We start from the raw sequence: 22432 nt of genomic DNA on the forward strand, positions 1-22432 counted from the left end.
TAAGGAGTTTTTTGTGTCGGTTACCAGGGTTCCCCTCAGTTGTGAGTTTTTCCCGACGGCGACGCCGGAAGGGGCAGAGAAGCTGGCAGCGGTGCGCCGCGATTTGGCGGTGTTTCAGTTTGAGTATTTTTCGGTAACGTATGGGGCGGGCGGCAGTACGCGCGATCGCACCATGAATCTGGTGGCCAGAATGTGTGCCGAAAATGGTCCGCCGGTGATGCCGCATTTGACCTGCGTCGCTTCAACTGAAGCAGAAATCCGCACCCTGCTCGATGATTATCAGGCACTGGGCATTAACCGCCTGATGGCGTTGCGTGGCGATATGCCTTCCGGTGCATTTGAAAATGCCGGTTTTACAACGGCCACCCAGCTGGTGTCCTATGTCCGCCAACTGTGGGGCGAGAACGCGCGCATTTGCGTTGCCGCCTACCCTGAGGTGCATCCGCGTGCGCGTACGCCCGCCGAGGATTTGCACGCTTTCCGCGAAAAGGTGATGGCAGGCGCGACCGATGCCGTCACCCAGTATTTTTACAACGCCGACGCCTATCTGCGTTTCCGTGACGATGCGCAGGCGCTGGGCGTCGAAATCCCGCTGGTGCCGGGCATCATGCCGATCAGCAATTATGTGCAACTAAGCCGCTTCTCCGACGCCTGCGGAGCGGAAATCCCGCGCTGGCTGCGCAAACGTCTGGAAGCCTTGCAGGATGACATTCCTGCCCTGTGTGATTTTGGCGCAGACATAGTCGCGCAGATGTGTGAACGGCTGATTGGTGAGGGTGTGCCGGCGCTGCATTTTTACAGCATGAACCGCGCCGACCTCATCCGCGAAATCTGCTCTCGCCTGGGCTGGCACTGATGGCCGCGTCGCTCGGCAGATCGTCCGCCGTCTTCGCCGTGATGACGCTCGCCTCGCGCGTCCTCGGCCTACTGCGCGATATGCTGGTGGCGCGTTACTTCGACGCCGTGGTCACGGATGCCTTCTACGCCGCGCTGCGCATCCCCAACACCCTGCGCCGCTTCTTCGCCGAAGGCAGCTTTGCCAACGCCTTTGTCCCCGTCTTCTCGGCGACGCGCACCGAGCACCCTGAAGAACTGAAAGACCTGTTGCGCCACACCAGCGGCACCCTGCTTGGCATCCTGCTGGCGGTAACGGCACTCGGCGTTATCTTCTCCTCGACCGTCATCGCCCTGGTCGCCAGCGGCCTGAGCGAACGGCCCGACCAATACCTGCTGGCGAGTGACATGCTGCGCCTGATGTTCCCCTACATCCTGCTCATCTCGCTTACTGCAATGGCGGGCGGCGTCCTCAACACCTTCGGCCAGTTTGGCATCCCTGCGCTAACCCCCGTCCTCCTGAACATCACCCTCATCGCCGCCTGCCTGTGGCGGCATTACCACGGTACCCCGGCGCACGGCCTCTACGGCATGGAACTCGCTTGGGCAGTGCTTATCGGCGGCATCGCCCAGCTTGCCCTGCAACTGCCCTTCCTGTGGAAATGCGGCATGCTGCTGCGCCCACGCTGGGGCTGGCGGCACAGCGGTGTGCGCCGCATCCTCAAACTGATGCTGCCGACCCTCTTCGGCTCATCCGTCGGCCAGCTCACCGTGCTGATCAACACCTACCTCGCCTCCTGGCTCGTCACCGGCAGCATCTCCTGGCTGTACTACTCTGACCGCCTCGTCGAACTGCCCGTCGGCCTCATCGGCGTCGCCCTCGGCACCGTCATCCTGCCACGCCTCAGCACCCTGCGCGCCGCCTCCAACGACACCCAATTCGCCCTCACCCTTGACTGGGCCCTGCGCTGGGGTTTCCTCGTCGGCAGTGCCGCTGCCGTTGGTCTCATCACCCTTGCCCCCGCCATCATCTCCAGCCTGCTCTACGGCGGCCGTTTTGATGCCCACTACGTCGAAATGACCACCCTCAGCCTGCGCGCCTATGGCATTGGCGCCCTCTTTCACATCATGGTGAAAGTCCTCGCCCCCGCCTTCTACGCCCGCCACGACACCAAAACCCCGGTCAAAGCGGGCATCAGCGCCATGGTGTTGAACATCGCCTGCGCCCTCATCCTCAGCGGCCCCTACAAACACGTCGGCCTGGCGGCAGCAAGCAGCATCGCCGCACTGGCCAACATGGCCCTGCTCGCCTGGTACCTCTACCGTGCGGGCGTCAGCCTGAAAAGCGGCGCCTGGGGCTTCGCCCTGCGTATCCTCATGGCCAACGCCGCGCTTGCCTCCATCCTCTACACCCTGCAAGGCGACCCTGCCGCCTGGCTGGATAAAACCGTCCTGCTGCGCCTGCGCGACCTCATCCTGCTCATCGCCATCGGCCTTGCCAGCTACACCGCCGCCCTGCTCGCCCTGGGCCTGCGCTGGCGACAACTCAAACTGGGCTGACCCAACCCAAGGAACGACACCATGCAATACAAACTGCTTACCGCCTTCCTCACTGCCCTGCTCGCCCTGCCCCTGCACGCCAAACCGGCCACACCCGCCGTCAAACCGAAAACGGCAAACGCTGCCGCACCTGCGCAACTCAATGCTGCCAACCTCATGGGCAAAACCATCCTCGATATCGACATACGCGGCATCGACAACATCCAGCAACACGACAACGCCAAAACCTATCTGACCCTGGAAAAATCCGTCGGCGAAAAAATCGAACAACCCGACTACATCCAGTACCTCATCGAAAATGGCCGCGAAGAAATTCGCCGCTCCCAACAACCCTTCGGCTACTACAACAGCGAAGTGGATGCGCACGTTCAGGACGAAGGCGACGGCCTGCGCATCACCTACACCGTGCACCAGAACCAGGTCACCCAACTGAACAAAGTCAACGTACAAATCACCGGCGAAGCGGCGCAGGACGAGGCCTTCCAGGAAGTACTCGCCGACAACCCCTTGAAACAGGGCGGCGTCCTCAACCACGAAACCTACGAAACCTACAAAGCGCGCCTCGCTGCGCTTGCCAGCGCGCGCGGCTACTTCGACGCCGAATTCCGTGAACACAACGTCCAGGTCAACCCGGCGGACAACACCGCCGAAGTCAACCTCGTGCTGGACAGCGGTATGCGCTACACCTTCGAAGCGGTTGACTTCAACGAAACCCCGCTCGACCCCGACCTGCTGCAACGCTTCGTCCAGTTCAAACCCGGCCAGCCCTACCTGTCTTCCGACGTCGCCACCCTGCAACAAGACCTGCAAGGCAGCGGCTACTTCGCCGAAGCGCTCGTGGGCGACGAACCCAACCGCACCACCAAAACCGTGCCCGTCAACGCCCAACTCACCATGGACGAAAACAAACACTACGTCCTCGGCGTCGGCTACTCCACCGACGGCGGCGTACGCGGCAAAGTCGAATTCGACCGCCGCTGGATCAACAGCCGGGGTCACCAATTCAGCAGCAAACTCTACGCCTCGAAGAAAAACAGTAGCCTCGACACCCTCTACCGCATCCCGGCGCAAAACCCCACCAGCGACTACTACTACTTCCGCCTCGGTGGCCACATCAAAACCGACAACTACGACAGCCGCAAACTCTTCGGCGAAGGCGGCTACAACTTCCGCCTCGGCAACTGGGAACACCGCTACGGCCTCGTCGCCGCCTGGGAAAAATACGAAATCGGCCTGATAGACGACAAAACCCTGCTCGTCTATCCCCAGGGACAGTGGACCTACACCTCGACCAAAAACCGCCTGAACCCCAAAGACGGCTACCAATTCCGCTTCGGTCTCCTGGCCGCCGGCAAAGCCCTGCTCTCGGACGCCAACCTCGTGCAAGGCAACATCGACGCGCGCTACCTGCAAAGCATCGGCGAAAAACAGCGTCTCATCGCCCGCGCCAGCCTTGGCGCCAGCTGGACAGACAACTTTGACCGCATCCCGCCCAGCCTGCGCTACTTCGCAGGCGGCGACCGCAGCATCCGTGGCTACGCCTTCGAAAACATCGGCGCCCGCGACAGCGAAGGCAACAACATCGGCGGACGCTACCTCGGCGTGGGCAGCCTTGAATACGAATACTACTTCAAGCCCGACTGGGCAGTGGCGGCCTTCGTGGACGGCGGTGACGCCTTCATAGACGACTTCAAACTGCGTGTTGGCGCGGGCGCGGGCGTGCACTGGCAATCCCCCGTTGGCCCCATCAAAGTCGACGTCGGCCACGGCTTCGACAAACAATACGGCGACAACATCCGCCTGCACATCAGCATCGGCGCCGAACTCGACCTCTGATAGCCGCAACGGCACAGTGTGAATAACCGCCAAGCGAGATAAGCACGCGGATTTCCCAACCACCCCCTACCCCCTCATGCTGAAAGCCCTCGCCCTCTTCGCCCTTACCTACGCCCTCCTCAGCGGCCTCTTGCTGCTGCCTACCCCGCTGGCCCTCCATGCCCCGTGGTGCTATCCGCCGTTTGCCTTTGCCGCTGCCATGCTTGCCGCACCGCAGCGCCTGTTACCGTTTACCCTCATCGCCCTGCCGCTGGTTTACCTGCTCAATTTTGCCCGCTTCATCGGCGAGACCGTGTGGTATATCGGCCTGGATACCCTCCGCCAAATGCATGACGTCATGCTGCCGATGATGCTCGCCCAGCTGCGCGATAATCTCGATGCACGCGAGATTGCCGTCATCGTCCTCAATATCGCCCTCGTCCTGGCCGCCATCGCCCTCGGCGGCAAACTCACCCCTGCCCGGAGCCACTGATATGAACGGTTGTGCCGCTGCCTTTGTCTATTTCACCTTCATCCTGCCGGCGAGCATTGCCCTGGATTTCGCCTTCGGTACTGAAGGGATGCTGACCGTTATCGGCCTGATTTTCGGCTTCTGCTGGCTTGTCGCGCGCGGCAATAAGGCGCAGCAGGACGACAGTGCCGGCGCACCCGACCAGCCCCGCTCGTACTACGGCTATGGCGACAACGATGATGCCCAACACCGTGCCCGTAAACCCGACCAGACCCGTTCGTATTACGGTTATAGCGACAACCATGACACCCGGCACAACGCTGACGAAACCGCCCTGCGTAGCGAACTCACCGTGCTGCAACAGCAAATCGCCACCCTGCAAAGCGACGTGCGCGCGATAGAAATGCGCCTCGCCCGTCTCGCCGCGCAACCGGGCACAGCACGCGCCATGCCGCTGGACGACATCCGCCGCTACATCCACACACCACTGCCTACGGCGGAACCCGCCCCACCACCGCCCACGCCCGACAAAGAAACAGACCGCGTCTGGGCATACGACCTGCCTGACGTGGCCACCACTCCGGCCACGACGCCACCCAAAGCGCAGCCTGCCGAAGCGGACAAACCCGCTGCCGCACACAATGCGACCCCAGAAACTGCCGCTCACTACCGCCCCGCACAACCCGCCATCAACTACAGCGAACCGGCTCCCCGTCCTGCTGCCCCTGCTGACAACAACGACATCGCCAACGAACCCAACCCCCTCACCGCCTGGCTCAGTGAAAACCTGCTGCTGAAAACCGGCATCGCCATCCTCTTCCTCGGCCTCGCCTTCCTCCTGCGCTACGCCTCGGCGCGCATCCACATCTCCATCCCGCTGCGCTACTGCGCCGTCGCCGCGACCGCCATCGTCCTCGGCTTTGTCGGCTGGCGCCTGCGCAACAAACGCCGCTACTACGCCCTCGCCGTACAAGGCGCATCGCTCGCCATCCTCTACCTCACCACCCTCGCCGCCCTCAAACTGCACGGCCTCATCCCGCCGACCTTCGCCTTCATCCTCATGGTGGCGATCACCGGCCTGCTCGTCGCCCTCGCCGTGGTGCAAGACGCCCTCATCCTCGCGCAAATCGCCCTGATCGGCGGCCTCGCCGCGCCCATCCTCACCTCCAGCGGCAGCAACAACTACATCGGCCTTTTCAGCTACCTTGCCCTGCTCAACAGCGGCGTCGCCCTCATCGCCCGCTACAAAGCCTGGCGCTCGCTCAACCTCATCGGCTTCATCGGCACCACCTTCATCGCCGGTGCCTGGGGCAGCCGTTACTACCAACACAGCGACTACCTCGCGGTGCAACCCTTCCTCATCTACCACCTCGTCCTCTACACCCTCATCGTCTGGCTCTACGCCCGCCACCGCATCGACGATGCCGACCCGCCGACCCTCGACAACAACGCCAGCCTGCACACCATGTTCAGCTACTACCTGAGCGGCATGCAGCGCATCGGCGTCCTTGACAGCGCCCTGCTCATCGCCTCGGCGCTCGGCTTCTACACCCTGCAATACCACCTCGTGACCTGGGCACAATACGGCGCCGCCATCTCGGCGCTGGCCTTCGCCGCGTGGTACACCGTCTGCGCCCTCTACGTGCGCGGCAGCGACGCCCGCCTGCACACCCTCGCCAGCGCCCTCGCCATCCTCGCCGCCCTCTTCGCAACCACGGCTATCCCGCTCGCGCTCGATCCGCGCTGGACCGTCAGCAGCTGGGCCATCCAGGCCGCGCTGGTGTACACCCTCGCACACGGCACCCGCAGCCCCATCACCCGTTTGGGCGCGCTCCTCCTCTACCTCCTCGCCGTCATCACCCTTTGCGGCCAGTACCGCCTGAGCGGTGGCGACCCGGAACTTACCGGCCCGCTACACCCAACCATCCTCGCCCTGCTCGGCGGCATCACCATCCAGCTCGCCTGGTGGCGCAACCGCAGCGAAGACAGCGCCTACTGGGAAAAAAGCCTCACCGCCACTTGTGCCATCCTCACCCTCGGTACCGCGATGGCCTTGCCGCACCTGCTGTTGCCTGCCGCCTGGGCCAATACCGTGTGGCTCATCGAAGGAACCCTCCTCTACAACCTCGCCCTCTACTGCGGGCACAATACCCTCCGCCACAGCGCCAGCATCCCCTACCTTGGCGGCGTCATCGGCCTGCTCTTTGGCGGTGCCTACCACTTCACGCCAAGCGGCGCGACCCTGCTCACCGGCTCCATCCCCATCACCCTGACTATTGCCCTCTGCGGCAGCCTGAACATCCTCGGTTGGTGGCACCACGCCCGCAGCCGCGACGGGGGTGAACCGCCCGAACTCCTCATCCACATTATCACCGTTGCCGTCGCCATCCTTGCCCTGCCGCTCCTCCTCCTGCCGACAAGCTGGGCGCTGGCCGTGTGGCTCATCAAAGCCGCCATTGCCTACCACATCGGCATGCGCAGCGGCATCCGCGCTCTCAGCCACACCGCATTCACCATCCACATCGGTGCCATCGCCCTCATCCTGCTGCTGGGCGAATACCGCATCACCCCTTACGCCGAAACCCTCATCAGCGGCCCCATCCACACCACCCTAATCATCATCGCGAGCGGTGCCGCCAACATCCTCAGCTGGTGGAACTATCCCGGTGATGCCAACAACCCGGCTGACACTGCCGCCCAGCGCCTCTTCGCCATTCTCACCTACGCCGCCGCCCTCGTCCTGCCACTCAGCATCCTGCCGCCAGCCTGGGCCGCTACCCTCATTGCCACGACTGCCGCCCTGCTCGCCCTCATCCAGCAGCTCTACTGCGAAGAAGAACGCGGCGACAGCCACCCGGCGGGACGCGTCTATGGCAGACTCGTTACGCTCATGGTGACGTGCAGCGCCCTTCTCGCCCTGACACTTGCTGCCGGAGAAAACGTGCCGCTCACCGTCACTGCGCTCATCACCCTCGCCACCGCCTGGCTGCAACAACGCCGCGACACCGCCGACACCCTGCGCGACCAAAGCGGCTGGCTGCTGCTCATCGCCAGCAGCGGTGCCCTCATCTGGGTAGCCTACACCGCACCATGGTTTGCTGCCCTTGCGCCTGCCCGTGCTACCTGGGCAGTCAATCTCACCATTGCCATCCTCACCATCGCCGGATACCTGCGCTGGCGCCAGGCGGCACAAAGCACACTGGCTTACCTGCTGCTGCTCTTCCTCGCCCTGCTGCTCGACCAATATCCGATGACACTGACAGACCCCGGCAGCTGGTTTATCGCTATCGCCGCCGCAGCCGTGCTGCACCTCATCCTGCTCGCGCGCTACGAAGCGAGCAGCGATCCTGTCATCCAGCGCCACCGCGCTGCGGCCCACTTCGGCGGCGTCAACCTCTTCACCCTGGCCGGTCTCCGCCTCGGCCACCTTTTCGGCGTTACCAACCTCGCGCCGGACAGCATCTGGCAACTGCCGCTGCTGCTCGCCACGCCGCTTGCCATCCTCTGGCTCACCACCCTGCCCGCCGTGCAAGAAAAAACGCGCCGCTATCCTGCCGCCTACCACCATCCGGCGAACCTCGCCTGCGGCCTCACCCTGCTCATCCTCGCCTGGTACAACCTCAGCCACGACGGTAACGCCGCGCCCTTCCCCTACCTGCCCGTGCTCAACCCGCTCGAACTCGCGAGCCTCGTCGCGCTCTACATCCTCTGGCGCTGGTGGCAGACCTGCATACCGCTGGGAGAAACCGCGCAGAGCGCCGCCGTGGCGTCAGGCTGGGAAAAACAAAAAAACCTGCTCCTCGGCTTTACCCTGTGGCTCATCATCAGCCTCGACATCCTGCGCATTTGGCACCACTACCTCGGCGTGCCGTGGGAAGCGCGTGCCCTGCTCGCCTCCTTCGGCGTGCAGGCGACCCTGTCGCTGGTATGGAGCATATGCGCCATCGCCCTGATGCTGCGCGGCCACAATCAGCGCCGCCGCAGCCTGTGGCTCGCGGGCGCGACCCTCATCGGCATCGTCGTCGTCAAACTCTTCCTCGTCGAGCTGGCGGACACCGGCGGCATCGCCCGCATCGTCAGCTTCATCGGCGTCGGCATCCTGCTGCTCATCGTCAGCTACATCGCCCCAGCACCCGGCAAAGATGCAGAAAAAGACACCTGATGATAGGCCGCCCATCCCGCCTGGTAGCAGGCGGGATGGCCCGTTTAACCTGCCATTTTTCCACCGGATTTTCAGATGACTCCTAGCCCACGCGACGCCGCCCTCAGCAAATTCCTCAGCTTCATCCTGCGCCATCACCCCGAAACCATCGGCCTCCACCTGGATGCGCAAGGCTGGGCGGACGTCGAAACCCTCCTGCGCCTCATGAACGCACACGACAGAACGATTGACCGCGCCCTGCTGGAACATATCGTCGCCACCAACAACAAAAAACGCTTTGCTTTCAATGCCGACGGCACGAAGATCCGCGCCAGTCAGGGGCATTCCATCGCCATTGATCTCGCCTACACACCGCAGGAACCGCCGGAAATGCTGTATCACGGCACCGCCGCCGCCACGGTTGCCGCCATTTTTGCCAGCGGCGGACTGGAAAAGCGCGCACGGCAGCACGTGCACCTCAGCGCCGACCCCGACACCGCTGTCAAGGTTGGACAGCGACACGGCAAGCCCGTCGTGCTGCGCGTCCTTGCCGGACAGATGCAGCGCGACGGCTTTATCTTCTACCGCTCGGACAACGGCGTCTGGCTTACCGAGCATGTGCCTGCTGCCTATCTGCAACAGCCGTGAACCGCTCGTCCCGCCAAGCGGGATAAACACTGGCCTCGCCAAGCGGCGTAATTACTGGGCCGACGGCTACCTACAAAAAAACCACCGCAAGCGGTGGTTTTTTTGTGCGCGTGTGCGACTCAGTCATCGTCGCTCATTTGCACGGAGGAGAAGATGTTGTAACCGCCGTCCACATAGGTGATTTCGCCGGTGATGCCGGAGGCGAGGTCGGAGCAGAGGAAGGCGGCGGTGTTGCCGACTTCTTCGATGGTGACGCAGCGTTTCAGCGGTGCGGTTTTTTCAAAGCCTTTCAGCATCTTGCGGAAATCTTTGATACCGGAAGCGGCAAGCGTGCGGACGGGGCCGGCGCTGATGCCGTTGACGCGGATGCCGTCTTGTCCCAAATCGGCGGCGAGGTAGCGGATGGCCGCTTCCAGCGAGGCTTTGGCAAGTCCCATGGTGTTGTAGTTGGGGATGGCTTTGACGGCGCCGAGGTAGGTGAGCGCGAGGGCGGCGGCGTTGCGTCCTTTCATCAGCGGGGCGGCACCGCGCATCAGGGCAGCGAAGCTGTAGGCGCTGATGTCATGCGCGAGAGCGAAGTTTTCGCGGGTGCAGCCGTCCAGGAAGCGGCCTTCGATGGCGTCTCTGGGCGCGAAGGCGATGGCATGGATAAGGCCGTCCAGTCCGCCCCAGGTTTCAGCGAGGGTGGTGAAAACGGCGTCGATTTCCGCATCGCTCGCCACGTCGCAGGGCAGAAAGATGCTGCTGCCAAATTCGGCGCCCATTTTTTCGACGCGCGGTTTTAATTTGTCGTTCTGGTAGGTGAAGGCGAGTTCGGCGCCTTCGCGGTGCATGGCCTGGGCGATGCCGTAGGCGATGGAGAGGTTGCTGGCGAGTCCCGTGATCAGGATTTTTTTGCCATTCATGAAGCCCATAGTGTGTTCCTTGGGTTAGAGGTTATCGAAGAATTTTTTGACTTTGTCGAGGAAGGATTTTTCCTGCGGCGCGTGCGTGTTGCCGCCCTCGTTCAGGGTGCTGCCGAATTCGGCGAGCAGGTCTTTCTGTTTTTTGGAGAGGTTGACCGGGGTTTCGAGGTTGACGGTGCAGTAGAGGTCGCCCGCCGCGCGGCTGCGCACGGATTTGACGCCTTTGCCTTTCAGGCGGAAGCGTTTGCCGGTCTGAGTTTCAGGCGGCACGTTGAGGACGACCCGGCCGCCGAGGGTCGGCACTTCAAGGTCGCCACCAAGGGCGGCGGTGACGAAGCTGATCGGCATTTCGCAGTGCAGGTCGTCGCCGGTGCGGGTGAAGATGGGGTGTTTGCGCACGCGGATGTCAACGTAGAGGTCGCCCGCCGCCGCGCCGCGTTCGCCCGCTTCGCCTTCGCCGGCGAGGCGGATGCGGTCGCCAGTATCAACGCCGGCCGGGATGTTGACGTTGAGGGTTTTTTGTTGCTTGACGCGACCGTCGCCGTGGCAGTCCGTGCAGGGGTTTTCGATGATCTGCCCTTTGCCGCCGCATTGCGGGCAGGGCTGGGCGATGGAGAAGAAGCCTTGCTGGATGCGGATTTGGCCGGATCCGTTGCAGCTGGGGCAGGTACGTTTGACGGATTTGGCAGTAGCACCACTGCCGTCGCAGCTTTTGCAGCGGATGTAGGTGGGGATGCGGATGCGTTTTTCGATGCCGTTGACGGCTTCTTCGAGGGAGAGGTCGAGTTCGTAGGCCAGATCGTGGCCGCGTGTTTCGGGACGTGCCTGTCGCTGGCGGCCACCGCCGAAGATGTCGCCAAAGATGTCGCCGAAGACATCGGCATTAAAGCCGCCGAAGCCGCCCCCGCCGAAACCACCGCCTGCGCCATTGCCGCTTGCGGCTTCAAAACCGTAGCGGTCGTAGGTGGCGCGTTTTTGTTCGTCCGAGAGGATGCCGTAGGCTGCTTTCATTTCTTTGAATTTGCGCTCGGCTTCTTCGCGGTTGTCGGGGTTGCGGTCAGGGTGCAACTCCATGGTGAGCTTGCGGTAGGCGCGTTTGAGTTCTTCTTGGGTTGCGTTTTTATTGACGCCGAGGATTTTGTAGAGGTCTTTGTCTGCCATGAAGGTTGCTTTGTGATGTGGATAGGGCGGGTTCCTGATGCCGCCTGCGCGGTGGTATCAGGAACCCGTCCTGGTGGACGGGTTAGGTTGGGGCTTATTTGTCGTCGTCTTTGACTTCCTGGAAGTCGGCGTCAACGACGTTGTCGTCTTTCGGTGCGCTGTTGCTGCTGCCCGCGCTGCTGCTGCCTGCGGCCTGGTCGCCGCTCATTTTGTTGTAGGCTTTTTGCAGGACGGGTTCGGCCGCTTTGGTCAGCGCTTCGGTCTTGCTGTTGATGTCATCGACGCTGCCTTTGTCCATCACTTCTTTCAGCGCCTTGATGGCATCTTCCACCGCGCTCTTTTCGGATGCGGAGACTTCGTCGCCAAGATCGCTCATGCTCTTTTCGATGGTGTGGATCATCGATTCGGCGTTGTTCTTCGCGCTCACTTTTTCCTGGAAGGCTTTGTCTTCTTCGGCGTGCGCTTCGGCATCTTTGATCATCCGCTCGACTTCGTCATCGGAAAGGCCGGAGTTGCCCTTGATGATGATGGACTGTTCTTTGCCGGTCTTCTTGTCTTTGGCGGTCACGTTGAGGATGCCGTTGGCGTCGATGTCGAAGCTGACTTCGATTTGCGGCATACCGCGCGGTGCGGGTTCGATACCGGAGAGGTCGAAGCGACCCAGCGATTTGTTGCCGCTGGCCTGCTGACGTTCGCCTTGCAGGACGTGGATGGTCACGGCGGACTGGTTGTCTTCGGCGGTCGAGAACACTTGCGATTCTTTGGTCGGGATGGTGGTGTTTTTCTCGATCAGCTTGGTCATCACGCCGCCCATCGTTTCGATACCGAGCGACAGCGGGGTAACATCAAGCAGCAGTACATCTTTGACGTCGCCGCCGATAACCCCACCCTGGATGGCGGCACCGAGGGCGACCGCTTCATCCGGGTTCACGTCTTTGCGCGGTTCTTTGCCGAAGAAGTTCTTCACGGTTTCCTGCACTTTCGGCATCCGGGTCTGGCCGCCGACGAGGATAACGTCGTGAATGTCTTTGGCAGAAAGTCCGGCATCTTTCAGCGCCTGACGGCAGGGTTCCAGCGTTTTCTCAATCAACTCGCCGACCAGCGATTCCAGTTTGGCGCGGGTCATCTTGATGTTGAGGTGTTTCGGGCCGGAGGCGTCAGCGGTGATGTAGGGCAGGTTGATTTCGGTCTGCTCGCTGGATGACAGCTCGATTTTCGCTTTTTCCGCTGCTTCTTTCAGACGTTGCAGGGCAAGCGAGTCTTTCGAGAGGTCGATGCCGCTGTCTTTTTTGAATTCGGCGACGAGGTAGTCGATGATGCGGGCGTCGAAGTCTTCACCGCCGAGGAAGGTGTCCCCGTTGGTGGACAGCACTTCAAACTGCTGCTCGCCGTCAAGATCCACCGTTTCGATGATGGAAATATCGAAAGTACCGCCACCCAGGTCATAAACCGCGATTTTCGCGTCGCGCGCACCACGGTCCATGCCGTAAGCGAGCGCTGCGGCGGTCGGTTCGTTGATGATGCGCTGCACATTCAAGCCCGCGATACGGCCGGCGTCTTTGGTCGCCTTGCGCTGGTCGTCGTTGAAATAAGCGGGCACGGTGATGACGGCGTCGGTGATTTTCTCGCCGAGGAAATCTTCCACCGTTTTCTTCATCTTCATCAGCACGCGCGCGGAGACTTCTGGCGGCGCCATTTTCTTGTTCACCGCTTCCACCCAGGCGTCGCCGTTGTCGGCCTTGACGATTTTATAGGGGACGAGGTTGATGTCTTTCTGCACCTCTTTTTCGTCGAAACGGCGGCCAATGAGACGCTTGATGGCGTACAGGGTGTTTTTCGGGTTGGTCACCGCCTGACGTTTCGCCGGCTGGCCGACCAGCACTTCGCCATCGTCGGTGAAGGCAACGATAGACGGCGTGGTGCGCGCGCCTTCAGCATTTTCAATCACACGCGGCTTGTCGCCGTCCATGATGGAGACACAGGAGTTGGTGGTGCCAAGGTCAATACCGATAATTTTGCTCATAAGATTCTCTCTATCAAAAAATAAAACAAAAACAGGTTAACCGCCTAAGTGGGGCGGGCTGCCGCAAAATCAAGCCTGCGGCGGATTTTTCTGCGCAGCGTCGGCGACGATGACCTGCGCGGCGCGGATAACGCGACCGTTGAGCAGATAACCCTTCTGCGCGACGTGCAGGATGGTGTTTGGTTCCGCATCGGGGCTGGGAATGACCGACAGCGCCTGATGCAATTCGGGGTCAAGCTTTTCGCCGACCGGATCCAGCTCGCTCACGCCGTTCTTCTGCAACACATCCAGCAGCAGCTTCAGCGTCATTGACGAGCCCTCAATAAAATGATCCAGCGCCTGCCGGCCTTCCGCCTCATGCGCCTTCGCCGCTTCGAGCCCCAGAGTGAGCGAATCGATGACCGGCAAAAGTTCCTTAATCAGCTTCTCGCTGCCGAACTTCAAGGCGGATTCCTTCTCGCGCTCGAAACGCTTGCGCAGATTGTCGCTGTCGGCGCGCTCGCGCAGCACCGCGTTCTTCAATTCCGCGATCTGCGCCTGCAAGGCTTCAATCTCCGCGCCGCGCGCATCAAGAAACGCCTCCTCGGCGACAAACTCGGGGGACGACTCGGCGCCCTCTTCCTGCGGCGGCATATTCGTGGTCATCTCTTCATCCTGCATAAAGCACCTCTCAAAAAAACAAAAAAAGCAGTCCCTCCTAACTGGGAGCAGGGGGTAAAAAATTCAAGGGCTGGCATTCAGAAATAAAAACGCATGACCGCCAGGCAGGGTCGCCAGTGGTGCCATACCGCCGAACTATTGCGGGCAGGGGCTGTTTCAGTACACTAAGCCGCGTCGCCTGACGGCGCAGCACCTGCAACATCCACAACGAGGAACATCCCATGTCCACACCCCGCCGCACCGCCCTCCTTGCCACCCTGCTCGCCGGCCTGCTTGCCGCCTGCGGCAGCGCACCACTTGAGGTTGCCCGTCCCGAAACGACCGCCGCCCACAACGCCGTGCAAACCGCCAAAGCCGGCGAGCGCCTCGGCACCGAATGGGGCAACGAAATCGACTCGCGCGTACAAGAAGCCTACGGCCTGCACCGCACCACCACGACGCCCGTCGCCGAAAAACAGATTCACTACGCCGCCAAAAACTACCGGGGACGCAGCATCCTCAGCATCGCGCTCGCCGCCGGCAAAATCGCCCTCAGCATCGAAGACGAACGCGGTGCCAAACTGCCGCTCTACCGTGAACGCGACAACCACTACCTGCAAGGCAAAAACGGGCAGACCTACCGCCTGCACTACAAGAACAACAGCAACACCACTTATGAAATCGTCGCCAGCGTGGACGGCCTGAACGTGCTGAATGGCCGCGCTGCCAGCCGTCAGGATGCGGGCTATGTCCTGCGTCCGCGCGGCGAACTCACCATCGAAGGCTTCCGCAAAGACGACAACACCGTCGCTGCCTTCACCTTCGGCGCCCCGCAAGACGCCTACGCCGCGCACAGCACTCACGGCAGCGTGCAGAACACCGGCATCATCGGCACCGTGGTGTACGAACTGCAAGGCGACACCCCGCGCACGCCCAATGCCTTCCCCGCCGATGGCCGCTACGCACCGCCGCCCTCACGTTAAAAGCTGAACCCGCTTGCCGGCCTGATCGGATAGCACGACGCTGCGACGGCAGGATGGAAGAGATAGCGAATTTGTCGATAACGTCCCCCCAAATCAACGCCTATCTCGCATAGTGGTTTCTCATCCTGCGGACGAATCTTGCAAGCGAGACGAATAGGTACGAGACGAATAGGTATTTTTGCCCTCCTCCGTCGCTTCGCGACATCTCCCGCAAGCGGGAGGAGGATATCTTGGTGAGCCCAGTATTGATGCCGCTTGGTGGGAAGTCAGGTCTTAGAACGTGTTCATAGTCTCGCTGTAACCCATTGGTATGAACAGAAAAGCCTACCCAAGCAATATGAATCTCCCCCCTCCCCTCTTTTGGGAAGTGCGCTGTAAGCGCACCACATCACGCAAAGTGGACTTGTACGATGTCTCGTACCATTCTCTATTTTCTGCGCAACAGCTGTGTCTGGCGTGCCTTACCGGGCAATTTTCCCAAATAGCGCACCGTTCATTCCTACTTCCAGAGATGAAGCGAGCTCCGCGAAAGTGCATCAGCCTCCTTACGGAAGCGTTAAAAAATCAGGTGGCAGCAGCACGTCACCAGCAGGGGGCTATGAAGAAACCACTTTCCTGATTATTGATGCGCAGACCGTGAAGAACGCGGATACGGCCATGGAAAAAGGCTACGATGCCGGCAAGAAAGTTAGCGGTATCAAGCGGCATATAGCGGTTGACACGCAGGGTTTACCGCATCCTTTGCGGTAACGACAGCGGATATCATGGATAAAAAAGCTGCCCGCTAGCATTGGCGCATGGCAGGAATAATTATCTTGGTACGGTACAAAAATTCCTTGCGCTGACGGTGGTTACACGGGTAAGGCTTTTGCTTCGTCGGTCCTGGAATGGATTGACGCAAAGGTAGAGATTACCAAAAGAAACGAATTGCATCGTTTTGCGGTATTGCCGAAGCGGTGGGTAATAGAGTACAGTTTTTCCTGGTTGGAAAAGAATAGACAGTTTTGGATAAACTACGAGCGTAAGTTGAGTACCAGCCTACAAATGGTAGTTTTGGCTTTCTTGGGGGTCATGCTACGAAGACTATAAACACGTTATTAGATTATTGAGTACACAGAGGAATCGCTAGAGGTTCATAACACTGAAAAAGATAAAGGAAGCAGCACAGCGGATGTTAGGAAGAATATAGGTGTATACCTATACCTTTTCAAATACAATCTAGCCGTTAACCATTAGCATAGTCTTACAATAAATGCTGTAGGTCTAATAAATTTTGGTGCCCAGAAGAGGACTCGAACCTCCAAAGGATTGCTCCCACTAGGACCTGAACCTAGCGCGTCTACCAATTCCGCCATCTGGGCTATTAAAGTTTCTTGTAATGGAGCCGGAGACAGGAATTGAACCCGCGACATCCTCATTACAAGTGAGGCGCTCTACCAGCTGAGCTACTCCGGCTACTACACTTGTGTAGCAGTGCAGATGTGAATTTTATAATATTCTTTGACCATGAATCAAGTTTTTTTCCTGCACCGATCGTACATAAAAACTTGATAGCCTTTCAAAGATGGGCCGATCACATTTTTATACGCGACAACTTTTCCGACATCTTAGAACATGTTTATAGTCTTACATGGCAGGACTTCCCAAGAAAGTCAAAACTACCATTTGCAGGCTGGTACTCAACTTACGCTCGCAGTTTTTCCAAAGTCGTCTGTTCTTTTCCAACCAGGAAAAACTGCGCTCGACTACCCATCGCTTCGACAATACCGTAAAACGGTACAACTCGATTCGCAATTTTTACCTCCGCTCCCATCAATTATATGCCGCTTGATACCGCTAACTTTCTTGCCAGCATTGTAACCTTTTCCATGCCGTATCCGCGTTCTTCACACTCTGCCAGAAAGATGGTTTTTTCATGGCATCCCTGCTGGCGACGTGCTGTTGCCACCTGATTTTTTAACGCTTCCTCAAGGAGGCTGATGCCATTTTCGCGGGGCTCGCTCTATCTCTAGGAGTAGGAATGAACAGTGCGCCATTTGGGGATATCGCCTGGTAAGAACGTGTTCATAGTCTTCGTAGCAGGACTCCCAAGAAAGCCAAAGCTACCATTTGCAGACTGGTACTCAACTTACACTCACAGTTTTTCCAAAGCCGCCTATTCTTTTCCAACCAGGAAAAACTGCGCTCTACTACCCATCGCTTCGGCAATACTGCAAAACGATGCAATTCGTTTCGCTTGGCAACCTCTACCTCCGCACCAATCAACGCTTGTACCGACGAAGCAAATGCCTGACCCGTGTAACCACCGTCAGCAAGGACTTTTTGTACCGCACCAAGGCTATCCCGCCCACGTTCCAAGGCTAGCAGGCAGCCTTTTCTATCCGTAACATCCGCTGTCGTTACCGCAAGCGCATGCGGCAAACCAAACCCTGCGTGTCAACCGCTATATGCCGCTTGATACCGCTAACCTTCTTGCCCGCATCGTAGCCTTTTTCCATGGCCGTATCCGTGTTCTTCACACTCTGCGCATCAATAATCAGGAAAGTGGTTGCTTCATGATGCCCCTGCTTGCGGCGCTCCGCAACTACCTGATTTTTTTAATGCTTCCTCAAGGATGCTGATGCCTCTCTCGCGTGGCTCAGTCCATCTCTGGAAGTAGGAATGCACGGTGCGCCATTTGGGGAAATCGCCCGGCAAAGCGCACCAGGAGCAGCCGGTGCGTTGCAGATAGAGAATGGCACAAAAGACATCGTACAAGTCCACCTGGCGTGGCGCTGTGCGTTTACGGGCACTTTCCAGCAGGGGAAGGAGAGGAGCAAATTGCTCGCGACTGATATCGCTTGGGTAGGTTTTTCTGTTCATGCTAATAGTTTACAGCAGAGGCTGAGACAATGAACACGTTCTAAGGCATGCCAGGCACAGCCGTTGCAGAGGGAAGAGAATGGCACGAAACATCGTACAAGCCGACTTTGTGCGGTGCTGTACGTTTACGGGCACTTTCCAAGAGAGGAATAAGGGGGGGGCAAATTATGTGCGACTTATATCGCTTGGGTAGGCTTTTCTGTTCATGCCGATAGGTTACTGCAGAGGTTATGAACACGTTCTTATACCGCTTGCCATCCCGCTTTTGGCGCTTTTAACAAAAACAGTCCGTCAAGCGGGAGGAATCCTGAATCTTTGTCGAACAGGTCAGGCATCCGGCGGGGTCAGGATGGTGAAGCCGGGCGGGAAGCGGGATTGTTCGGCAGCATCGGGCAGGCGTTCGCTGATGAGCAGGTCGATGTCGCGGAAGGTAGCAAAGCAGTACAGGCCTTCAGCGCCGAATTTGCTACTGTCGGCGAGGAGGATGCGTTTGTCCGCCTGTGCCAGCGCGCATTCTTTCACGGCGAGTTCGGGGTAGGCACGAATGGCCGGGCCCTGGGTATGAAAACCGTCACAGCCGAAAAAGGCGATGTCGAAGCGCACCTGACGCACCGCACGTTCCGCCCACTGGCCGATGTAGCCGTAGCTTTTGTGGCGCAGTTCGCCGCCGGTCACCATCACCTGGTTGTCGCTGCCGGCGAGTGCCTGCGCACTGCTCATCGAGTTGGTGATGATGGTGAGGTCGTGTTGCCCCGCCAGCAGGCCGGCGAGACAGGCGACGGTGCTGCTGGCGTCAAGATAGACCACCGCCTCACTGGGAATGAGGCTGACGGCGAAGGCGGCGATGCGGTGTTTGGCTTCCTGGTGCCGCTCGGCTTTGCGTGCATAGACGTTTTCCAGGTAGGCGCTGGCGGGCAGGACGATGCCGTGCCCTTTGTGCAGGATGTTGCGGTTGTGCAGTTCGTTCAGGTCTTTGCGGATGGTTTCGCCCGATACCTGGAACATTTCCGCCAGTTCGCCCACCCGCGCTTTGCCGTGGCGTATGACGTATTGCACGATTTTGTCACGGCGTTCGCCGTCAACGGGTTTGGCCATGGTTCAGTCCTTGTGCTGCAAGGCACTGGCGAGCGCCTGCTGGTGGCGCGGTTTGTCGGGGAAGATGGCGGCGGGGTCAATATCGCGGTAGTCCATGCCGTGCAACTGCGTGAGTTTTTGCGGCGCGGCAAAGATGGTCAGCCCCTGCATGAGGATGCTGTCGCTGACGCGCTTGTCGCCGTCAAGGGCGAGGATGATGAGGATTTTGGGGGTGAAACGGCCATTGGAGCGGCCGACGCCGAGGTAGGTGCTGTGGCGGGCGAGTTCGGCGTAGGCGTTGTTGAAGCGGCTGATTTGCCAGTAGCCGAGGATGATTTGCGCCGTCCAGGCGACGGCAGCGGCGGTAAGCAGGGCAGTGGTGAGGGTCATGGGTATTCCTGTGTGTGGGCGGTGGCGTGTTGTACGCGTTCTCTGCACGGGGCGCAATGGTTTTTGTGGCGAAGCCCCGGCGGGGCGGGGCTGTTGATGGTGGCTGTTGTGTGTACTGATGTTGCGTCAGGCGGCGTGTTTGCGGGATTAGTCGCTGACGCGTGCTTTGCTAAACCTCCCACCCCAAATCCCTCCCCAGTGAGAGAGGGGCTTTGGGGGCGGGGCCTGTCGCCGGATTTATTTCAGCCGTCCCGGCCGCTCTTTGTAGCCATAGTAGGCGTCTTCAAGGATTTCTTTGAGATCGCTGACCACCGCCAGTCGCGGGTTCGCCGGGGTGCATTGGTCTTCGTAGGCGAGGTAGGCGATTTCTTCTGTTTTCTGCATGTAATCCTGTTCTTTGATGCCCTGGTCGCGGAAGTTCATCTTGATGCCAACGCGCTCGCCGAGGTCGTACACCGCCTGGGCTAGGCTCTGCACGCCTTCTTCCGGGGTGGCGGCGGGCAAGCCGAGCAGGCGGGCAATGTCCTGGTATTTTTCGTCAGCGCGGTAGTAGTTGTATTTCGGCCAGGTCGCAGTTTTCGCCGGACGGGTGCCGTTGTAGCGGATGACGTAGGGCAGGAGGATGGCGTTGGTGCGGCCATGCACGGTATGGAAGAAGCCGCCCAGTTTGTGCGACAACGAGTGCGAGATGCCGAGGAAGGCGTTAGCGAAGGCCATGCCCGCCATGGTGGAGGCGTTGTGCATTTTTTCGCGCGACTCAAAATCAACGTTTTTCACCGATCTTTCGAGGTGGGCAAAGACGAGTCTGATGGCTTGCAGGGCAAGGCCGTCGGTGTAGTCGTTCGCCAGTGTCGAGACGTAGGCTTCGATGGCGTGGGTCAGCACGTCCATGCCGGTGTCGGCGGCGACGAAGGCCGGTACGGTCATCACCAACGCCGGATCGATGATGGCAATGCTCGGGGTGAGCGAGTAGTCGGCCAGCGGGTATTTGCGGTTGTGCTTTTTATCGGAGATGACGGCAAACGGGGTGACTTCCGAGCCAGTGCCGGAGGTGGTCGGGATACCGACGTATTTGGCTTTTTCGCCAAGTTCGGGGAATTTGAAGGCGCGTTTGCGGATGTCCATGAATTTTTGCACGAGGTCGCGGAAGTCGATATGCGGCTGTTCGTAGAAGAGCCACATGACTTTCGCTGCGTCCATGACCGAGCCGCCGCCGAGGGCAATGATGGTGTCCGGCGCAAAGGTTTTCATGATTTCCGCGCCACGGGTGACGGTGGTGATGTCCGGATCAGGCTCGACGTCGGAGAAGACGGTATAGGTAACGTGGTTACTGCGCAGTTGCAGTTGTTCGATGATGCGTTGCAGGAAGCCGTGTTCGACCATGGTTTCGTCGGTGACGATCATGGCTTTGGACACGTCTTTCATCGTTTGCAGGTATTGCACTGCATCGCGCTCGAAGTAGATTTTGGGGGGGACTTTGAACCATTGCATATTGTTTCTCCGGCGGCCGACTTTTTTGATGTTCAGCAGGTTGACGGCGCTGACGTTGTCGCCGACCGAGTTGCGCCCGTAGGAACCGCAGCCGAGGGTGAGCGACGGCAGGAAGGCGTTGTACATGTCGCCGATGCCGCCGAAGGTGGAGGGTGAGTTCCAGATGATGCGGATGGCGCGGATTTGCCGCCCGAATTCTTTGGCAAGCGCCGCGTCTTTGGTGTGGATGGCGGCGGAGTGGCCGAGGCCGTGGAATTCGACCATTTGCCGCGCCTTGTCAATGCCGTCCTGCGTGCTGTCGGCTTTGGCAACGGCGATGATGGGCGAGAGCTTTTCGCGGGTCAGCGGTTCTTTTTCGCCGATTTCACTGACTTCGGCGGCAAGGATATTGGTGCCGGGCGGCACGCTGAAGCCGGCCTGTTCGGCAATCCACGCTGCCGGGCGGCCAACGATATCGGCGTTGAGTTTGCCCTGCGCGCAGTCTTTGCTGTGCGCTTTCACGCCGAAGCAGTGTTCTTCCAGGAGCGCTTTTTCTTTTTTGTTGATGAAATGGACGTGGTAGCTTTTCAGCTCTTTCACGAAGTCGTCGTAGATTTCCTTGTCGATGATCACCGCCTGTTCGGAGGCGCAGACCATGCCGTTGTCGAAGGATTTGCTCATCACGATGTCGTGTGCGGCCTGGCGCAGGTCAGCCGTTTTTTCGACGTAGGCGGGAACGTTGCCCGCGCCAACGCCGAGCGCCGGTTTGCCGCAGGAATAGGCGGCGCGCACCATGGCGTTACCGCCGGTGGCAAGGATGGTGGCAATGCCGTCGTGCTTCATCAGGGCATTGGTTGCTTCTATCGAAGGCAGGGTAATCCACTGGATGCAGTGTTCGGGCGCACCGGCGGCGACGGCGGCGTCATAGACGACTTGCGCGGCGTGCGCCGAGCTTTCCTGGGCGGAGGGGTGGAAGGCGAAGACGATAGGGTTGCGCGTTTTCAGGGCAATCAGCGATTTGAAGATGGCGGTGGAGGTCGGGTTGGTGGTGGGGGTGATACCGCAGATGACGCCAACCGGTTCGGCAATCAGGGTCAAACCGGTTACCTCGTCTTCGCTGATGACGCCAACGGTTTTGGTGTGGCGCATGTTGTTGACGACGTGTTCGCAGGCAAAGAGATTTTTCGTCGCCTTGTCTTCAAAGACGCCGCGCTTCGTTTCATCCAGTGCGTGTTTGGCGAGCACGCCGTGCTGGTCCAGCGCCGCCACCGACGCCTTGGCGACGATGTAATCGACTTGTTCCTGGTTGAGTTGCCGGAATTCATCCAGCGCTTTCAGGCCACGACGCACCAGTGTGTCAACGTGGGCTTCGGCTTCGGCCTGTTTGTCGGTTTTGGGGTCGGCCATGGGTATCTCCTGTGTTCTCTTGATGGTTTTCGGGCGGGACACATCGCC

General features: G+C 59.7%; 14 protein-coding genes, 2 tRNA genes and 3 pseudogenes. 8 read left to right on the forward strand and 11 right to left on the reverse strand.

The window, feature by feature from the left end:
• Positions 1–13: 13 nt before the first annotated feature.
• From metF to LG374_RS03675, 6 genes are all read left to right on the forward strand, one after another.
• Complete coding sequence (metF, locus tag LG374_RS03650) at positions 14–856, forward strand: methylenetetrahydrofolate reductase [NAD(P)H] (RefSeq protein ID WP_225756443.1); 843 nt, start codon at positions 14–16, stop codon at positions 854–856.
• Positions 856–2394 carry a murein biosynthesis integral membrane protein MurJ gene (murJ, locus tag LG374_RS03655; RefSeq protein ID WP_225756444.1) on the forward strand — a complete coding sequence of 513 codons (1539 nt, stop codon included), beginning with the start codon at positions 856–858 and terminating at the stop codon, positions 2392–2394. The genes metF and murJ overlap by 1 nt, the downstream gene beginning before the upstream one ends.
• Positions 2395–2415: 21 nt before the next feature.
• Positions 2416–4230, forward strand: coding sequence for an autotransporter assembly complex family protein (locus LG374_RS03660; protein ID WP_225756445.1), 1815 nt, complete (start codon positions 2416–2418; stop codon positions 4228–4230).
• Positions 4231–4306: 76 nt separating this feature from the next.
• The gene (locus LG374_RS03665) at positions 4307–4702 is read left to right on the forward strand and encodes a hypothetical protein (RefSeq protein WP_225756446.1); all 396 of its coding nucleotides are present in this window, start codon (positions 4307–4309) and stop codon (positions 4700–4702) included.
• A 1-nt stretch (position 4703) separates the two neighbouring features.
• Positions 4704–8843: a DUF2339 domain-containing protein gene (locus LG374_RS03670; RefSeq protein WP_225756447.1), complete on the forward strand. Its 4140-nt coding sequence runs from the start codon at positions 4704–4706 to the stop codon at positions 8841–8843.
• A 75-nt stretch (positions 8844–8918) separates the two neighbouring features.
• Positions 8919–9470, forward strand: a complete 552-nt coding sequence (locus LG374_RS03675) for an RNA 2'-phosphotransferase (protein WP_225756448.1) — start codon at positions 8919–8921, stop codon at positions 9468–9470.
• A gap of 119 nt (positions 9471–9589) precedes the next feature.
• Here the strand turns inward: LG374_RS03675 and LG374_RS03680 are convergent, their stop codons facing one another.
• The 4 genes from LG374_RS03680 to LG374_RS03695 all read right to left on the reverse strand — a co-directional run bounded on the left by LG374_RS03680 (position 9590) and on the right by LG374_RS03695 (position 14204).
• A complete protein-coding gene (locus LG374_RS03680) occupies positions 9590–10384 on the reverse strand; it encodes an enoyl-ACP reductase (RefSeq protein WP_225756449.1) in 795 nt (264 codons plus the stop codon).
• Positions 10385–10399: 15 nt separating this feature from the next.
• Positions 10400–11536 carry a molecular chaperone DnaJ gene (gene dnaJ, locus LG374_RS03685; protein WP_225756450.1) on the reverse strand — a complete coding sequence of 379 codons (1137 nt, stop codon included), beginning with the start codon at positions 11534–11536 and terminating at the stop codon, positions 10400–10402.
• 94 nt (positions 11537–11630) lie between these two features.
• Positions 11631–13559, reverse strand: coding sequence for a molecular chaperone DnaK (dnaK, locus tag LG374_RS03690; RefSeq protein ID WP_225756451.1), 1929 nt, complete (start codon positions 13557–13559; stop codon positions 11631–11633).
• A gap of 69 nt (positions 13560–13628) precedes the next feature.
• Entirely contained in the window at positions 13629–14204 is a 576-nt protein-coding gene (locus tag LG374_RS03695; RefSeq protein ID WP_225756452.1) for a nucleotide exchange factor GrpE, read from the reverse strand.
• 236 nt (positions 14205–14440) lie between these two features.
• On the opposite strand from LG374_RS03695, the gene LG374_RS03700 reads away from it, so the two are divergent.
• The gene (locus LG374_RS03700) at positions 14441–15181 is read left to right on the forward strand and encodes a hypothetical protein (RefSeq protein ID WP_225756453.1); all 741 of its coding nucleotides are present in this window, start codon (positions 14441–14443) and stop codon (positions 15179–15181) included.
• Between the two features lie 657 nt (positions 15182–15838).
• Positions 15839–16270: pseudogene (locus LG374_RS12490) on the forward strand (transposase).
• Positions 16271–16455: 185 nt separating this feature from the next.
• Here the strand turns inward: LG374_RS12490 and LG374_RS03710 are convergent.
• From LG374_RS03710 to adhE, 7 genes and pseudogenes are all read right to left on the reverse strand, one after another.
• Positions 16456–16542: transfer RNA gene (locus LG374_RS03710), tRNA-Leu, on the reverse strand.
• Between the two features lie 18 nt (positions 16543–16560).
• Positions 16561–16636, reverse strand: a tRNA-Thr gene (locus LG374_RS03715).
• Positions 16637–16807: 171 nt separating this feature from the next.
• Positions 16808–17237 (reverse strand): annotated as a pseudogene (locus LG374_RS03720) (IS5/IS1182 family transposase); the annotation flags it as partial.
• An 8-nt stretch (positions 17238–17245) separates the two neighbouring features.
• Positions 17246–18043: pseudogene (locus LG374_RS03725) on the reverse strand (IS5 family transposase).
• A gap of 327 nt (positions 18044–18370) precedes the next feature.
• Complete coding sequence (locus LG374_RS03730; protein ID WP_225756454.1) at positions 18371–19138, reverse strand: DeoR/GlpR family DNA-binding transcription regulator; 768 nt, start codon at positions 19136–19138, stop codon at positions 18371–18373.
• A gap of 3 nt (positions 19139–19141) precedes the next feature.
• Positions 19142–19507, reverse strand: a complete 366-nt coding sequence (locus LG374_RS03735) for a transcriptional regulator GutM (RefSeq protein ID WP_006985689.1) — start codon at positions 19505–19507, stop codon at positions 19142–19144.
• 237 nt (positions 19508–19744) lie between these two features.
• The gene (gene adhE / locus LG374_RS03740; protein ID WP_225756455.1) at positions 19745–22384 is read right to left on the reverse strand and encodes a bifunctional acetaldehyde-CoA/alcohol dehydrogenase; all 2640 of its coding nucleotides are present in this window, start codon (positions 22382–22384) and stop codon (positions 19745–19747) included.
• Positions 22385–22432: the final 48 nt, after the last annotated feature.

Source organism: Cardiobacterium sp. Marseille-Q4385, assembly GCF_916618745.1.
Classification (GTDB): Bacteria; Pseudomonadota; Gammaproteobacteria; order Cardiobacteriales; family Cardiobacteriaceae; genus Cardiobacterium.

What these genes read in the sequence shown, in the direction of transcription:
- LG374_RS03735 (WP_006985689.1), bottom strand. Translation starts at nt 19,507, where the DNA reads ATGACCCTCACCACTGCCCTGCTTACCGCCGCTGCCGTCGCCTGGACG.
- LG374_RS03695 (WP_225756452.1), bottom strand. Translation starts at nt 14,204, where the DNA reads ATGACCACGAATATGCCGCCGCAGGAAGAGGGCGCCGAGTCGTCCCCC.
- LG374_RS03665 (WP_225756446.1), top strand. Translation starts at nt 4,307, where the DNA reads ATGCTGAAAGCCCTCGCCCTCTTCGCCCTTACCTACGCCCTCCTCAGC.
- murJ (WP_225756444.1), top strand. Translation starts at nt 856, where the DNA reads ATGGCCGCGTCGCTCGGCAGATCGTCCGCCGTCTTCGCCGTGATGACG.
- LG374_RS03675 (WP_225756448.1), top strand. Translation starts at nt 8,919, where the DNA reads ATGACTCCTAGCCCACGCGACGCCGCCCTCAGCAAATTCCTCAGCTTC.
- LG374_RS03730 (WP_225756454.1), bottom strand. Translation starts at nt 19,138, where the DNA reads ATGGCCAAACCCGTTGACGGCGAACGCCGTGACAAAATCGTGCAATAC.
- dnaJ (WP_225756450.1), bottom strand. Translation starts at nt 11,536, where the DNA reads ATGGCAGACAAAGACCTCTACAAAATCCTCGGCGTCAATAAAAACGCA.
- LG374_RS03660 (WP_225756445.1), top strand. Translation starts at nt 2,416, where the DNA reads ATGCAATACAAACTGCTTACCGCCTTCCTCACTGCCCTGCTCGCCCTG.
- LG374_RS03700 (WP_225756453.1), top strand. Translation starts at nt 14,441, where the DNA reads ATGTCCACACCCCGCCGCACCGCCCTCCTTGCCACCCTGCTCGCCGGC.
- dnaK (WP_225756451.1), bottom strand. Translation starts at nt 13,559, where the DNA reads ATGAGCAAAATTATCGGTATTGACCTTGGCACCACCAACTCCTGTGTC.
- adhE (WP_225756455.1), bottom strand. Translation starts at nt 22,384, where the DNA reads ATGGCCGACCCCAAAACCGACAAACAGGCCGAAGCCGAAGCCCACGTT.
- LG374_RS03680 (WP_225756449.1), bottom strand. Translation starts at nt 10,384, where the DNA reads ATGGGCTTCATGAATGGCAAAAAAATCCTGATCACGGGACTCGCCAGC.
- LG374_RS03670 (WP_225756447.1), top strand. Translation starts at nt 4,704, where the DNA reads ATGAACGGTTGTGCCGCTGCCTTTGTCTATTTCACCTTCATCCTGCCG.